Source organism: Nonomuraea helvata (assembly GCF_039535785.1).
GTDB lineage: Bacteria > Actinomycetota > Actinomycetes > Streptosporangiales > Streptosporangiaceae > Nonomuraea > Nonomuraea helvata.
Genome location: NZ_BAAAXV010000009.1, coordinates 445934 through 460543, shown reverse-complemented (window position 1 = coordinate 460543; position 14610 = coordinate 445934). Strand labels below are relative to the sequence as shown.

Here is a 14610-nt window from a genome sequence, read left to right as displayed (position 1 = left end):
TGGGTGGCCAGGAGGCGTGATGGCGAGCTTGATGGGGCGGATCGAGGCGATCAAGGCATGGGGACTCGGCAAGGTGGACTCATGGCGGGTCCGCAGGCTGTGGCTCGACCATCTGATCAGAGCGGTCCAGCGCTATCAGCTCCAGAGGGGTGACCGGCTGGCGGGCGCGGTCACGTACTTCGCGTTCCTGTCGTTCTTCCCGCTGGTCTCCCTCTCGTACGCGGTGCTCGGGTTCGTGGTGGCGACCAGTGAGGCCACCAGGAAGGCCCTGGAGCAGGCCATCGTCGAACGGCTGCCCGGCATCGCCACCCAGCTCAACCTCGAGGCCATCGGCCAGGCGAAGGCGACCGCCGGGATCATCGGTCTGCTCGGCCTCCTCTACGCCGGGCTCGGCGCCCTCGACGCGCTGCGCGAGGCGCTGCGCGAGGTGTCGATGAGCACCACGCCGCCGCTCAACTTCTTCCTGGGCAAGCTGCGCGACCTGGCCTCGCTCATCCTGATCGGGGTGACGATGATCGCGTCCGTGCTGGTCGCGGGGTTCGCCACCACGGCCACGGACAAGGTCATGCACTTCGTCTTCGGCAGCGAGTCGATGCTGGCCGGCTACGGGTTGCGGGCCGCGGGCGTGGCGGCGAGCGTGGGGGCCGACTGGCTGCTGTTCCTGATCCTGCTGGGGTGGGTGGCCAGGCCGACCCGGCCGTTCCGGACGATCGCCAAGGGGGCGCTGCTGGGCGCGATCGGGTTCGGGCTGCTCAAGCAGGTGGCGACGCTGCTGCTCGGGCAGACGCTGAGCAACCCGATCTATGGCACGTTCGCCGTCATTGTCGGGCTGCTCCTGTGGATGAACTTCTCGGCCAGGCTGATCCTCTACGTCGCCGCCTGGACGGACACCGCCGGCTACTGCCCTCCGCCGGCCCCCACTCCGATCCCGTACTCGGGTGCGCGGGCGGGAGAGGCGCCGGAGGTGGGCGAGGCATGCGGCCCGGACCGGGCGCCGGGCACGCGGTCCCGCCCGGGCGGCTCAGACGCGTGAGCCGCCACGGCGACGGCGGCGGATGCCGTACCCGAGCCAGATCAGCCCGAACAGCAGCCCTCCGCCGATCACGGCGGCCCCGATCAGCTTGGTGGAGTCGCTCTGCTTGCGGCCGGCCGTGTCCAGCAGCGGCGGCTGGGCGGCCGGCGTGACGTGCGAGGCCGGCGCCGAAGCCCGCGGGATGGCCTGAGGGTCAGGGAGCGGGTCCACGAGCTTCCCGACCGGCGTGACCTTGCCCCTGACCGAGAAGCCCCAGTCGAGCAGCTTGGCCACCTCGTCCCAGAAGTAGCCCTCGTGCCGCATGATGCTCACCACGATCGTGTGCCCGTCGCGGGTCGCCGCGCCGACGAAGCTGCCCAGGGCCTTCGAGGTCCAGCCGTTCTTGATGCCGATCATGCCCTTGTAGCGCCAGAGCAGCTTGTTGTGGTTGCTGATCTCGTAGTGGCCCTTGGGTGCGGGGAAGTTGGCGGTCTTGGTGCTGATGTATCCCCGGAACGCGGGGTTGGCGAGGCCGGCCCGGGCGATCAGCGCCAGGTCGTACGCCGAGCTGCTCTGCCCGGGTTTGTCCAGCCCGCTGGGCGTCTTGGCCACGGTGTCGTACGCCTGCAACCGCTTGGCCTCGGCGTTCATGTCGCTCATGGTCCTGGCCACGCCGCCGTTCGTCTCGGCCAGCGCCATCGCCGCGTCGTTGCCCGACGACATCAGCAGCGCCCTGAACAGGTCGTCGACCTTGTACGTCGTCTTGGGCGACAGGCCGACCGCCGTGCCCTCCTGGTTACAGGCGTTGTCGCTGGGCCGGACCTTGCGGTTCTTGTCGAGCTTGGGAATGAGCGTGACCGCGGTCAGCGTCTTGAGCGTGCTGGCCGGCAGATACCGCCCGTGGGCGTCCTTGGCCGCGAGCACATCACCCGTGTCCACGTCCGCGATGACGAACGACGTAGCCTCGTTCTTGGGCGGCTTCTTGACACCTTCTGGCGCCACCAGACCGTGGCTGCCCAGCGCGTCGCCGCCGACGGGTGTCGTCGGTGCGGCGTATGCGGTCCCGCTGGTGAGCGAGGCCGAGGCGATGAGTGCCGTGACCGGCACGAGTTTCGTCCACATGGCGATCTCAGCGTAGCTTCGAGTGAATGCCCATGTGGCGACACATCCCCTGAAGATCCACCTTTGATGCTAGAGAGGCACAGATGTCGCGAAAGATCGCCGCATTCCTCATCATTCTCGGCGTATTTATGATCTTTGAATGGGTGAACCTGGGTTTTAACTTGGCCGACGGGCATCCGACCGGCTTCTACGTGGTGCACGGCATCCTGATCGCGGTGAACATCGTTCTTGCCGTCGTGTTGGGGATCATCGGCTGGCGCGGCCTCCGAGGGGCCGCGAAGCAGGGCGGCCCCGTCAGGGGCCGCACAGGAGACGCCGGGTGAGGGCGTGCAGTTCGTCCGCCTCCTCGCGTGAGTCGCCTATCGACGTGAAGCCCAGCTTGCCGTACTCGGGGATGGCCCCGAGCAGGTGGAAGACGTTCCCGGTGCGCCGCTCGGCGTCGAAGCCGACCCCGAGCCGCTCCGCCATGCGCACGACCTCACCCGGGGTGTGCCCGCGCAGGCAGGAGGACGAGCAGTTGTCGGTCGCGGTGTAGAACTTCGGCTGATCTCCGGTCATGAGCAGGCCGGTGGCCGGATCGTACGAGGCCCCGGTCGTCAGCACGGCCGCGCCGAACGGATGCGTGGTGCCGCCGATCCGCAGGTTGATCTCGCACAGCAGCGCCGCGTACCCGGCGTCGGCCTTCAGCGCGAAGAAGTCCATGCCGAAGAGTCCCACCACGCCCCGGTCCGCCAGGACGCGCGCGATCCGCTCGGCCGACGCGCCCACCTCGGCGCGGTACTCGGGCGCGGCGGGGAACGTGCAGCCCTGGTAGACGTGGCCGTTCGGCCCGCCGAGCACCTGGTCGTGCGTGGCGAGGACCTGCGCGTCGCCGCTGGGCGTGATGCAGGCCAGCGCGCTCGGGTAGTACAGCGGCCGGTGCTCGATGAACTCCTCGACCACCGCGCCGCGCTCCCGGATCTTCGCGGTGAAGCTGGCCCAGGTCTCGCCCGCCGCCGAGAAGCTGGTCTGCGACCTGTCGGCCTTGGTGACGATCACGTTGCCGAGTCCGGAGTAGCCGTCGTTCAGCTTGACGATCACCCGCTCGCCCGGCAGGGCCTCGATCGCCTCCTCGATCTCGATCGCGTTCCGCACGTCGCCGAAGCCGCGTGCCATCGGCACGCCCGCCTCGTGGCCGACCTCGCGCGCCCCGCTCTTGGAGCCGTAATAGGACAGGGAGGTGGCGGGACCGTAGAGGGGAACGTTGAGTAACGAGGCGAGCTCCTCCTCGAGCTCGCTCAGGACGAACGGCACCAGCCAGGCATCGCCTTCGATGGCACCGCGCAGCTGCTCCAGCGCGTCGGGACGGGCGAGCAGGGACCTGGTCAGCGGTTGGGACCAGGGATCGTCGAGGCTGATCAGCGTGAGCCTCTTGGCGGCGTCATCCGGGTCGGGCAGGAACCCGAAGTAGTAGTCGATGACGTCGGGATCGATGGGGGTCGAGGAGAGGTAGACCACCTTGACCCCGGGTTCGCGGAGGGTGAGCAGCAGGAACAGCAGGCGTTCCTCGTACGATCTGGCTGCCGTGATCCGGCGGAGCTCATCCTGCGGAAGGGAGAGCGAGGGTACGACCACCATGGTCCCCTCGCTCGGCTCGAAGATGCTCAAGCTGGCATACTTCTCCCCGAACGGGATATTAGTGATCATATTGCGAGTGAAACACGCATTCTTCTCAAATGCAGCCATCGCCGAAGTGTGATGACCATGACAGAAGGTGACAGGATTCGGAATCGCCGACCACGTTTGGAAGTGGCGACATCGGGTCACGATCTACTGATCCGTTGTAACTATTTCCGGATCACGCGTCTGCTCACGGAGCGTGGTCACCTGCGGTTTAGGGGCCATGCTGGGGGGAGTTTTTGGCATATCCCTCGGCGAGAACTCTCGCGGGGGCGATAAAGTCGAAGCATCGCCATCGGGCTCACGGCCGACCGCTGTGCTCCCGGGCTGCAGCGGCACTCGCGGCTGACGACGCGCTGGCCCATGCTGACGATCTCGCGCACCCCTACCAGGTGGGTGTGTTTTTTGGTTCGCCGAGCGGCCGCTCGACCGGGGGGCCACGGCGGACGGATGAGCTTCCACAGCGCATGAGCCGCGGTGGTCAGACATATTGGTGCGCGCGGCATGGACGGGATGGTGACTTATGAGGGGACGTGAGCTGCGGGGGGAACTCGACGCGTTCCTGGCGGAGACCGAAGAGGATCTCGTGGCGTTTCGCCGCGACATCCACATGCACCCCGAGCTGGCCTTCGCCGAATATCGCACGACGCAGCGGATCGCCGAGCGGCTCACCGCCGCCGGCCTGGCCCCTTCTGTGCTCCCGCGCGGCACCGGCCTGATCTGTGACGTGGGGAGCGGCGACGGCCCGACGATCGCGCTGCGCGCCGACATCGACGCGCTGCCCCTGCAGGACGAGAAGGACGTTTCGTACCGCTCGACCGTGGCCGGCGCCTGCCATGCCTGTGGCCACGACGTGCACACCACGGTCCTGCTCGGCACCTCGCTCTTCCTCGCGCAGCAGGCCGCGGCGGGGCTGCTGCCCGGCCGCGTGCGCCTGATCTTCCAGCCCGCCGAGGAGCTGCCCGGCGGCGCGCTCGAGGTCATGGCGCAGGGCGGCATCAGCGGCGTCGACCGCATTTTCGGCCTCCACTGCGACCCGCGCGTGGACGTCGGCCAGCTCGGGCTCAAGCCCGGCCCGATCACCTCGGCCTGCGACAGGCTGACCGTCAGGGTCTCGGGCCCCGGCGGCCACACCGCCCGGCCGCACCTGACGGCCGACCTGGTCTTCGCCCTGGCCAAGATCCTCACCGAGCTGCCCGCCGCCCTGTCGCGCCGGGTCGACCCCCGTTCCTCGCTCAGCCTCGTCTGGGGCCGGGTCGAGGCCGGCACGGCCGCCAACGCGATCCCCGACGACGGCGTCGCCGAGGGCACGGTCCGCTGCCTCGACGAGAACGCCTGGCACGCCGCGCCTGACCTGATCAAGTCCCTCCTGGAGTCGGTGGCCGGCGCCTACGGCGTGGAGGCGACGATGGACTACGCGCGCGGCGTGCCGCCGGTGGTCAACGACGAGGTCAGCGTCGAGATGCTGACCGAGGCCGCCGAGCGCGTGCTGGGCGCGGGCGCGGTGGTCCCGACCCAGCAGTCGCTGGGCGGCGAGGACTTCGCGTGGTACCTCGAGTCGATCCCCGGAGCGTTCGCCCGGCTGGGCACCCGTTCGCCGGGCGGCATGACGTACGACATCCACCAGGGCACGTTCGACATCGACGAGAAGGCGATCGCGATGGGCGTGCGGGTCATGGCGGCCACCGCGCTGACGGCGCTGTGGGAGATCGGCCCGCTCGACCCGGTCACCACCGCGCTGGCCTGATCCCCTGCTCCCGGCCCCCCGCCCCACTCCGGCGGGGGGCTTTTGTTGCGGAAAAGCGGCCTAGAGCTGCGGCATTCTGCCGAGAACGACGGGCAGGCGCAGCGACGAGCGCCCCGGCGAGACCGTGATCCGGGTGCCCGGCGGGTACCGCAGGGTGTAGTCGTAGTCGGTCGAGATGATCACCAGGCCCAGCCGGTGGCCCTTCTTGAACAGGTAGTCCGTGGGCTGGAAGTCCCAGGTGAAGGTGTACTCCTTGCCGGCGCGGAGTGCCTCCGTCCGGTCCGGGCGGTGCCGGTTGCGGACGTCCAGCCAGCCCCTCGTGACGATCTTGTACGGCGTCGTGGCCGTGCCGAGCCTCCTGAGCGTCGTGCAGCCCGTGTCACCCGGGATGCCCTGGCCGTAGCAGTAGGTCTCGCCCGTCGAGAGCAGGGTGCCGTTCGCACGGACGTCCGTGCCGTAGTCCACCAGCAGCGCCGTCAGGTACGGTGACGCGCCGTCCGTCAGCGAGGCCCGCACCGACACCGTGGGCGTGCCGGAGATCCGCACGTCGGCGGGCAGGTCGCCGGTCAGGTAGGCCAGCCGGTTCGGATCGGCCCCCGTGGCCTCCACCAGCTGCTCGGCCGTCCTGATCTTTTGGTCGGTGAACGTCTCCTTGGCCGCAAGCGGGTTCGGCGTCAGCCCCAGCTTCGAGCCGGAGCCGAGCCAGAGGGGCACCGTGGCCGAGCCGGACAGCGGCCAGGAGGCGTGCCGGCCCCACTGGCCGGGCGCGATCTCCACGTCCGCCTGCGGCTCGCGCATGATGCCCGAGTCCATCCCGTACAGCCAGTAGTCGAACCAGCCGTGCAGCTGGCGCAGCCACTCGGCGGTGCGGAAGTTGAACGGGCTCATGTGGGTGCCCTGGTGCAGCCAGATCTTGCGCGGGACGTGCCGCTTGGCCAGGGCGTTCCACCACTGCGCGAACTGCTTGGTCTTGACGTTCCAGTCGTTGAGCCCGTGCACGAGGAAGACGCTGGCCTTGACCTTGCCGACGTCGTTCAGGTAGTTGCGGGCGTCCCAGAAGGCGCTGTAGTCGCCCGTGAGGCGGTCCTGGGCCGTGGTGATCCGGTCGATCAGGGCGCCGCACGCATTCTGGCCGTTCTCCCTGGTCAGCACGTACTTGGCGAGCACGTCCAGGTCCTCGCCCTGGAACCCGCCGGGCGCGAGGACGCCGCCGTTGGCGCGGTAGTAGTCGTACCAGCTGGAGATCGACGCGATGGGGACGATCGTCTTCAGGCCCTCGACGCCCGTCGTGGCCACCGCGTTGGGCAGCGTGCCGTTGTACGAGACGCCGATCATGCCGACCTTGCCCGTGGACCAGGTGGCCTCGACGGGGTTTCCGTCGGCGTCGAAGCCCTTGGCGCGGCCGTTCAGCCAGTCGATCGCGGCCTTCGGCCCGGCCGTCTCGTTGCGGTCGCCGGAGGTGGGGCAGCCGGTGGCGCGGCCGCTGCCGAGGTTCTCCACCAGCGCGACGGCGTACCCGCGGGGCAGGAAGTAGTTGTCGTAGTAGCCGTCGAACGGCTCGGCGGCCACCTTGTCCGCCATCGCGGTCATGGCGGGCAGCGGATGGCCGGTCGCGTCCACGTCCACGGGGTGGTTGGCGACGTCGTTGCCGCCGGCGAAGTAGGGGCTGGCCTCCATGATGACCGGGACCTTCAGCCCCTGGTCGGTCTCCTTGGGCCGCAGGATGTCCACGGCGACCCGGTCGGGCCGGCCGTCGTTGTCGCTGTCGATCCCCTCGACCTCGACGAACACCGTCTGCTTGACGGCGTCCGCGCGGGAGAAGACCGGCTGGGTGGCGTTGTTCTCGATCTTGACGGCCGGGGTGTCGGCCCTGGCGGGTGCGGTGCCGCTCAGAGCCACGACGAGCAGCGCGGCCATGGGCATGGATAAGGCCTTCCAAGGGTGCATTCAGTGCTCCGAGATAAGACTTCCACCGTCTGTCGGAATCTCCGTCATGATCGGGCCCGGCACAAGAGGTCAAAGTTGGGCAAATCTTTCTTGGTGCCTACATACGTGTCCGAATCGTGCCTCAGGTCACGGACGCGAGTGATGTCGATAACGGAGCGGTTTCGACCCTGTGCGCCAGTTTGGTTCGCCCTGGTCAAGCAACTATCTTCCGTGCAGGTGCCGTACGTTCTTTGGGCCTGACAGCGGCGAGGACGACGGGGAAATGGAAGGGAGTCGCCTTGCTCGGCAAGCGATTCAGCAGGATGGCGATCGGCTCCGTGGCCGGCGTCATGCTCATGGCAGCGGCGGCCTGCGGTGGCAGTGGTGGGGGTACCACGGCCAGCGAGGCGCCCAGCGCCGGCGCCGGCAGCGAGGCGCCGAAGGGCGGCCTCAAGGTGGGTCTGGCGTTCGACGTCGGCGGCCGGGGTGACAAGTCGTTCAACGACGCCGCCTACGCCGGTCTGGAGAAGGCCAAGACGGACCTGAACGCGGACATCAAGGAGCTGAGCCCGGCGGCCGACGGCTCCAACCGCGGCGACCTGCTGCGCCAGCTCGCCGACGCGGGCTACAACCCGATCATCGGCGTCGGCTTCGCGTACGGCGACGACATCAAGAAGACGGCGGCCGAATATCCGGACATCCAGTTCGCGGTCGTGGACTCCGCCTCCAACGGGCCCAACGTGACCGGCCTGCTGTTCGCCGAGGAGCAGGGCTCCTACCTGGCGGGCGTCGCGGCGGCCACCAAGTCCAAGACCAACCACGTGGGCTTCGTCGGCGGCGTCGAGAACGACCTGATCAAGAAGTTCGAGGCGGGCTTCGTGGCCGGCGTGAAGTCGGTCAAGCCGGACGACAAGATCGACATCAAGTACCTCACCCCTGACGGTGACTTCTCCGGCTTCAAGGCCCCCGACAAGGGCAAGGTCGCGGCCGAGAAGATGTACCAGGACGGCGCCGACATCGTCTACCACGCCTCCGGCGACTCGGGCCTCGGCGTGTTCCAGGCGGCGGCCGCGGCCAAGAAGAAGGCCATCGGCGTCGACTCCGACCAGCGCCAGACGGTCAAGGAGACCGACCTGCAGCCGGTCATCATGACCTCGATGCTCAAGCGCGTCGACGTCGGTGTCTTCGAGTTCATCAAGGCCTTCCAGGGCGGCGCCAAGGGTGGCACCAACATCACGTACGACCTCAAGGTCGACGGCGTGGGCCTGTCCACCACCGGTGGCGAGATCGACGACATCAAGGACAAGCTCGACGCGGCAAAGAAGGACATCGTCGACGGCAAAATCACGGTTCCGTCGAAGCCGTAATCGGGGTAGGAGTGACAGCTGAGGGCCCGGAGTCCTTGACTTCGGGCCTTCTGTCTATCTCCCGCCCCCCGCTAGGAGAGGCAATGAGTGCTGACACCCTGGCCACGGTGAAACCCGCCGTAGAGCTGGAGGGCATCACCAAGCGTTTCCCCGGTGTCATTGCGAACCACGACATTCGCATCACCGTCCAGCAGGGCACCGTGCACGCCATCGTCGGGGAGAACGGCGCGGGCAAGTCCACGCTGATGAAGATCCTGTACGGCATGCAGAAGCCGGACGAGGGCACCATCAGGGTCAACGGCGAGGAAGTGAGCTTCCGCACGCCCAGCGACGCCATCGACGTGGGCATCGGCATGGTCCACCAGCACTTCATGCTGGCCGACAACCTGACCGTGCTGGAGAACATCGTCCTCGGCGCCGAGCCGAAGAAGGGCGGCAGGCTCGACACGGCCTCCGCCAGGAAACGCATCACCGAACTGGCCGAGAACCACGGACTGCGGGTCGACCCCGACAGGCTCGTGGAGGACCTCGGCGTCGGCGACCGCCAGCGTGTGGAGATCCTCAAGGTCCTCTACCGCGGCGCCCGCATCCTGATCCTCGACGAGCCGACGGCCGTGCTGGTGCCGCAGGAGGTCGAGGAGCTCTTCCAGAACCTGCGCGAGCTCAAGGCCGACGGCCTGACGGTCATCTTCATCTCGCACAAGCTCGACGAGGTGCTCGGCATCGCCGACGCGATCACTGTGATCAGGCGCGGCACCACGGTCGCGAGCGTCGACCCCGGCGAGGTCACCGCGCGCCAGCTCGCCGAGCTCATGGTCGGCAGTGAGCTGCCCACGCCCGAGACTCGCGAGTCCACGGTGACCGACGTCGTGACGCTGCGGGTCGCCCAGGTCACCATGGAGGCCGACGGCTACCACGCCGCCGCCGACCTGGCCAAGCTGCGCGAAGAAGGCAAGCGGCTGCTCCTCGACGACGTGTCGTTCGAGATCCACCGGGGCGAGATCCTCGGTATCGCGGGCGTCGAGGGCAACGGCCAGTCCGAGCTGATCGAGGCGATCATGGGCATCCGGCCCGCGCACGGCGGCATCGAGCTGGACGGCCAGGACATCAGCGAATGGTCCACGCTCAGGCGCAGGGAGTCCGGCATCGGCTACATCCCGGAGGACCGGCACCGGCAGGGCCTGCTGCTCGAGGCCTCGCTGTGGGAGAACCGCGTGCTCGGCCACCAGACCAGGAAGCCCGCCCGCAGCGGCATCTGGATCGACCGCCGGGCCTCCAAGGCCGACACCGAGCGCATCATCAAGGAGTACGACGTACGCACGCCCAGCGTCGACACGCTGGCCCTGGCCCTGTCGGGCGGCAACCAGCAGAAGCTGATCGTGGGCCGGGAGATGAGTGGCGAGCCGAGATTCCTCATCGCGGCCCACCCCACCAGAGGCGTGGACGTCGGCGCGCAGGCCGCCATCTGGGACCACCTGCGCAACGCCAGGGCCGCCGGGCTGGCCGTGCTGCTCATCTCCGCCGACCTCGACGAGCTGATCGGCCTGTCCGACACGCTCCGGGTGATCTACCGCGGGCGGCTCGTGGCCGCGCTCGACCCTTCCGACATCACGCCCGAGCGGCTGGGCGGCTACATGACCGGCGCCATCGCCGGCGATGAGGAGACGTGATGCCCGCCGGTCTCAACCGGGCGCTGTTCACCGTGGCGGGCGCCGTCATCGCCATCGTCCTCGCGATCGCGATCTCCAGCGTGGCGATCATCGCGGCGGGCGCCAGCCCGCTCGACGCGTTCGCCGCCTTCTTCGACTTCGGCGCGACCCCGCGGGCCGTCTCCAACGGCATCGCGACCTTCCTCAACCGGGCCGTGCCCCTGTTCATCGCCGGTCTCGCGGTCGCCGTCGGCTTCCGCATGAACCTCTTCAACATCGGCGTGGAGGGCCAGTACCGGCTCGCGGCCATCGTCGCCGCATACGTGGGCTCGACGTTCCAGGCGCCCGCGCCGATCCAGATCGCGGTGATCATCGTGGTCGCCGCTGCCGTCGGCGGCCTCTACGCGCTGATCCCCGCGGTCATGAAGGTGACCAGGGGCGTGAACGAGGTCATCGCCACGATCATGCTGAACTACATCGCGATCAACCTGACGTCCTACCTCGTACGCGGCCCTTTCGCGGGTCAGCGTGCCGCGGGCCAGCTCACCACGACCACGCCGCAGCTGCCCGAGTCGGCCATGTTCCCCAACCTGAACTTCCTGTTCGACGGGTTCGGCCTGCTCCCGCCCACGCGCGGTGGCGGCCTGTGGGGCTTCCTGATCGTGGCGATCGTGCTCGGCGTGGTGGTCTGGGTGCTGCTGGAGCGGACCAGGTTCGGCTTCAACGTCAAGGCCAGCGGCCTCAACGGCCCGGCCGCACTCGCCTCAGGTGTGAACCCCAAGACGATGGTCATCGCGGCGATGGTGCTGTCCGGCGCGATCGCCGGGCTCATCGGCCTGCCCGAGATCCTTGGCGACAAGGGTGCGTTCAACTCCAACTTCACCGCCGGCCTGGGCTTCCTCGGCATCGCGGTGGCGCTGCTCGGCAGGAACAAGCCCGTCGGCATCGCGATCGCCGCGCTGCTGTTCGCCTTCCTCGACCGGGCGCAGGGCGCGCTGCAGATCGCGAACGTCCCGCCGTCCGTCATCACGATCATGCAGGGCGTCATCGTCCTGCTGGTCGTCGTGGCCAACGAGGTGACGAACCGGCTCGCGCTCAGACTCGAAGAGCGGCGGGCCGCCCAGGAGCTCGGCAGGAACACCCCGGTTGAGGTGGCAGCATGACCAGGCTTGGCAAGTACCACGTGGCGCTCCTCGGAGTCGCCGCACTCATCCTGCTGATGTCGCTGGTACGGGTCGTGTCCGGCCAGAACGACATCACCTCGTCCGGCACGTTCGCCGCGGCGCTGCTGCTGGCGGTGCCGATCGGCCTGGCCGGCCTCGGCGGCCTGTGGGCCGAGCGGGCCGGCGTGGTCAACATCGGCCTCGAAGGCATGATGGTGCTCGGCACCTGGTTCGCCGGCTGGGCCGGATACCAGTGGGGCGCGGTGGCCGCGCTGCTGGCCGGGCTGCTCGGGGGCGCGCTCGGCGGCCTCATCCACGCCGTCGCGACCGTGACGTTCGGTGTCGACCACATCATCAGCGGCGTCGCGATCAACCTGCTCGGCCCCGGCATCACCCGCTTCCTGTCCGAGGTGTTCTACAAGGACGGCACCGCCGCGGCGGACGCGGGCGCGGGCTTCACCGGCTCGCCCGCGATCACCTCGCCCGCGCCGTCGCCGAGCCTGCCGCTGCTCTCCGACGGGCCCGACCTCCTGGGCAAGCTGGAGGGGACCCACTGGTTCCTCCTCTCGGACCTCGCGGGCATCCTGCGCGGGCTCACGCACGAGGTGAACGTGCTGGTCATTCTGGCGGTCCTGCTGCTGCCCCTGACCTACTTCGTGCTCTGGCGCACCGCGTTCGGGCTGCGCCTGCGCTCGGCGGGCGAGAACCCGTGGGCGGCCGAGTCGCTGGGCGTGAACGTCTACCGGATCAAGTACATCGCGGTCGTCATCTCCGGCGCGTTCGCCGGGCTCGGCGGCGTGTTCCTGGTCTTCGTCTCCACCAAGTACGTCGAGGGCCAGACGCAAGGGCGCGGCTTCATCGGCCTGGCCGCCATGATCTTCGGCAACTGGCGTCCCGGCGGGCTCGCCATCGGCTCCTCGCTGTTCGGCTACGCCAGCGGGCTCCAGCTGCGCAGCACCGGGGCGATCACCTCGTTCTTCCTGTTCGGCGCGGTACTGCTGCTCGCCTACCTGATCATCAGGGTCCGCCGGATGCTGTCGCCCGAGCGGCCCGCCGAGCTCGCGGCCAGGAGCGCCAGGGAATATACGCTGATGGCGGCCGCCGCGGCGGGTACGGTCGTGCTCTTCTGGCTCTGGCTGACCGTCGACCAGCTGCCTAACGAATTCGTCTTCATCACACCACACGTGCTCACGCTGCTCGTGCTCCTGGTGGCTTCGCAGCGGCTGCGGATGCCCAAGGCCGACGGCGTGCGCTATCGCCGGGGGGAGCAGCATTGACCGCCATCGACTGGGACGGCCTGCGGGACACGGCCGCGGAGGCCATGCGTAACGCGTACGCGCCGTACTCGAAGTTCCCCGTGGGAGCGGCGGCTCTGGTGGACGACGGGAGGGTGGTCACCGGCTGCAACGTCGAGAACGCCTCCTACGGCGTGGGCCTGTGCGCCGAGTGCGGCCTGGTGTCGGCGCTCCAGTCGTCGGGCGGCGGCCGGCTGGTGGCCTTCACCTGCGTGGACGGGCACGGCGAGCTGCTGATGCCGTGCGGGCGCTGCCGCCAGCTCCTTTATGAGTTCGGCGGCGACGACCTGCTGGTCGAGACCGTGGACGGGCCGAAGCGGATGGCTGAGATCCTGCCGTACGCGTTCGGTCCGCAGGACCTCAGCCGGAGCGCCTGAATGGACGCCATTGAGGTCATCCGCGCCAAGCGTGACGGCGGGGAGCTGACCACGGCCCAGATCGACTGGGTGATCGACGCGTACACCCGCGGCGGCGTGGCCGACGAGCAGATGTCCGCGCTGGCCATGGCCATCCTCCTGAACGGCATGAACCGCCGCGAGATCGCCGACTGGACGCAGGCCATGATCCGCTCGGGCGAGCGCATGGACTGGTCCGAGCTCGACCGGCCGACCGCCGACAAGCACTCGACGGGCGGCGTCGGCGACAAGATCACGCTGCCGCTCGCCCCGCTGGTGGCGGCCTGCGGCGCGTACGTGCCGCAGCTCTCGGGCCGCGGCCTCGGGCACACCGGCGGCACGCTCGACAAGCTCGAGTCGATCCCCGGCTGGCGGGCCTCGCTCTCCAACGGTGAGATGCTGCACGTCCTGCGCTCGGCGGGCGCGGTCGTGTGCGCGGCCGGGGAGGGCCTGGCGCCGGCCGACAAGAAGCTGTACGCCCTGCGCGACGTCACCGGCACCGTCGAGTCGATCCCGCTGATCGCTTCGTCGATCATGTCCAAGAAGATCGCCGAGGGCACCGGATCGCTCGTCCTCGACGTGAAGGTGGGCTCCGGCGCGTTCATGAAGACCCCTGAGACGGCCCGCGAGCTGGCCGAGACCATGGTGGCCCTCGGGACGGACGCGGGGGTGCGCACGGTCGCCCTGCTGACGGCGATGGACCGGCCGCTGGGACGGGCCGTGGGGAACGCCCTGGAGGTCGCGGAGTCCGTCGAGGTGCTCGACGGCGGAGGGCCCGCTGACGTGGTGGAGCTCACCGTACGGCTCGCCAACGAGATGCTGGAGGCCGCGGGGGTGTCCGGCAAGGACCCCGCCAAGGCTCTGGCGGACGGATCGGCGATGGACGCCTGGCGTCGGATGATCAGCGCGCAGGGCGGGGATCCCGATGGGCTGCTTCCCCGTGCGGCGGAGACGCTGACGGTGGAGGTGCCGTCGTCCGGCGTGCTGACCCGGCTGGACGCGTACGCGGTGGGTCTGGCGGCCTGGCGGCTCGGGGCCGGGCGGGCGCGCAAGGAGGACCCCGTGTCGTTCGGTGCCGGCATCATGCTGCACGCCAAGCCGGGCGATCTGGTGCGCGCGGGGCAGCCGCTGATGACGCTGCACGCGGACGAGACGGAGCGCTTCCCGCGGGCTCTGGAGGCGCTGGAGGGTGCCTACGCGGTGGGCGAGGCGAGCGAGGAGCTGCTTCCCCTGGTCATCGACCGCATCACGGCCTCGTAGCGGCTGCGCCCGCCT

General features: G+C 69.2%; 12 protein-coding genes. 9 read left to right on the top strand and 3 right to left on the bottom strand.

The features are described from left to right. Nucleotides 1-19: 19 nt before the first annotated feature. Entirely contained in the window at nucleotides 20-1033 is a 1014-nt protein-coding gene (locus ABD830_RS34710; RefSeq protein WP_344997248.1) for a YihY/virulence factor BrkB family protein, read from the top strand. Here ABD830_RS34710 and ABD830_RS34705 read toward each other — a convergent pair. Further along, nucleotides 1022-2134, bottom strand: coding sequence for a D-alanyl-D-alanine carboxypeptidase family protein (locus tag ABD830_RS34705; RefSeq protein ID WP_344997246.1), 1113 nt, complete (start codon nucleotides 2132-2134; stop codon nucleotides 1022-1024). The two genes, ABD830_RS34710 and ABD830_RS34705, sit on opposite strands and share 12 nt — an antisense overlap. 83 nt (nucleotides 2135-2217) lie before the next feature. Here ABD830_RS34705 and ABD830_RS34700 point away from each other — a divergent pair, with 83 nt between their 5' ends. Continuing rightward, nucleotides 2218-2457 carry an SCO4848 family membrane protein gene (locus tag ABD830_RS34700; protein ID WP_344997244.1) on the top strand — a complete coding sequence of 80 codons (240 nt, stop codon included), beginning with the start codon at nucleotides 2218-2220 and terminating at the stop codon, nucleotides 2455-2457. On the opposite strand, the gene ABD830_RS34695 is transcribed toward ABD830_RS34700, so the two are convergent. Then, the gene (locus ABD830_RS34695; RefSeq protein ID WP_344997242.1) at nucleotides 2429-3820 is read right to left on the bottom strand and encodes a peptide ligase PGM1-related protein; all 1392 of its coding nucleotides are present in this window, start codon (nucleotides 3818-3820) and stop codon (nucleotides 2429-2431) included. The two genes, ABD830_RS34700 and ABD830_RS34695, sit on opposite strands and share 29 nt — an antisense overlap. Before the next feature lie 496 nt (nucleotides 3821-4316). Here ABD830_RS34695 and ABD830_RS34690 point away from each other — a divergent pair, with 496 nt between their 5' ends. Continuing rightward, nucleotides 4317-5540, top strand: a complete 1224-nt coding sequence (locus ABD830_RS34690) for a M20 family metallopeptidase (RefSeq protein WP_344997240.1) — start codon at nucleotides 4317-4319, stop codon at nucleotides 5538-5540. Between the two features lie 60 nt (nucleotides 5541-5600). Here ABD830_RS34690 and ABD830_RS34685 read toward each other — a convergent pair whose 3' ends face one another. Continuing rightward, entirely contained in the window at nucleotides 5601-7463 is a 1863-nt protein-coding gene (locus ABD830_RS34685; protein ID WP_344997238.1) for a Xaa-Pro dipeptidyl-peptidase, read from the bottom strand. A gap of 302 nt (nucleotides 7464-7765) precedes the next feature. Here ABD830_RS34685 and ABD830_RS34680 point away from each other — a divergent pair, with 302 nt between their 5' ends. The 6 genes from ABD830_RS34680 (at nucleotide 7766) to ABD830_RS34655 (ending at nucleotide 14595) form a co-directional block, all read left to right on the top strand. Then, entirely contained in the window at nucleotides 7766-8833 is a 1068-nt protein-coding gene (locus tag ABD830_RS34680; protein ID WP_344997236.1) for a BMP family lipoprotein, read from the top strand. Nucleotides 8834-8916: 83 nt separating this feature from the next. Next, the gene (locus ABD830_RS34675; RefSeq protein ID WP_344997233.1) at nucleotides 8917-10503 is read left to right on the top strand and encodes an ABC transporter ATP-binding protein; all 1587 of its coding nucleotides are present in this window, start codon (nucleotides 8917-8919) and stop codon (nucleotides 10501-10503) included. Beyond that, on the top strand, nucleotides 10503-11645 hold the full coding sequence (locus tag ABD830_RS34670) for an ABC transporter permease (protein WP_344997231.1): 1143 nt from the start codon (nucleotides 10503-10505) through the stop codon (nucleotides 11643-11645). Before ABD830_RS34675 ends, ABD830_RS34670 begins: the two co-directional genes overlap by 1 nt. Continuing rightward, nucleotides 11642-12922 carry an ABC transporter permease gene (locus tag ABD830_RS34665; RefSeq protein WP_344997229.1) on the top strand — a complete coding sequence of 427 codons (1281 nt, stop codon included), beginning with the start codon at nucleotides 11642-11644 and terminating at the stop codon, nucleotides 12920-12922. The genes ABD830_RS34670 and ABD830_RS34665 overlap by 4 nt, the downstream gene beginning before the upstream one ends. Continuing rightward, entirely contained in the window at nucleotides 12919-13317 is a 399-nt protein-coding gene (locus ABD830_RS34660; RefSeq protein WP_344997227.1) for a cytidine deaminase, read from the top strand. The genes ABD830_RS34665 and ABD830_RS34660 overlap by 4 nt, the downstream gene beginning before the upstream one ends. After that, nucleotides 13318-14595 carry a thymidine phosphorylase gene (locus ABD830_RS34655; protein ID WP_344997225.1) on the top strand — a complete coding sequence of 426 codons (1278 nt, stop codon included), beginning with the start codon at nucleotides 13318-13320 and terminating at the stop codon, nucleotides 14593-14595. Nucleotides 14596-14610: the final 15 nt, after the last annotated feature.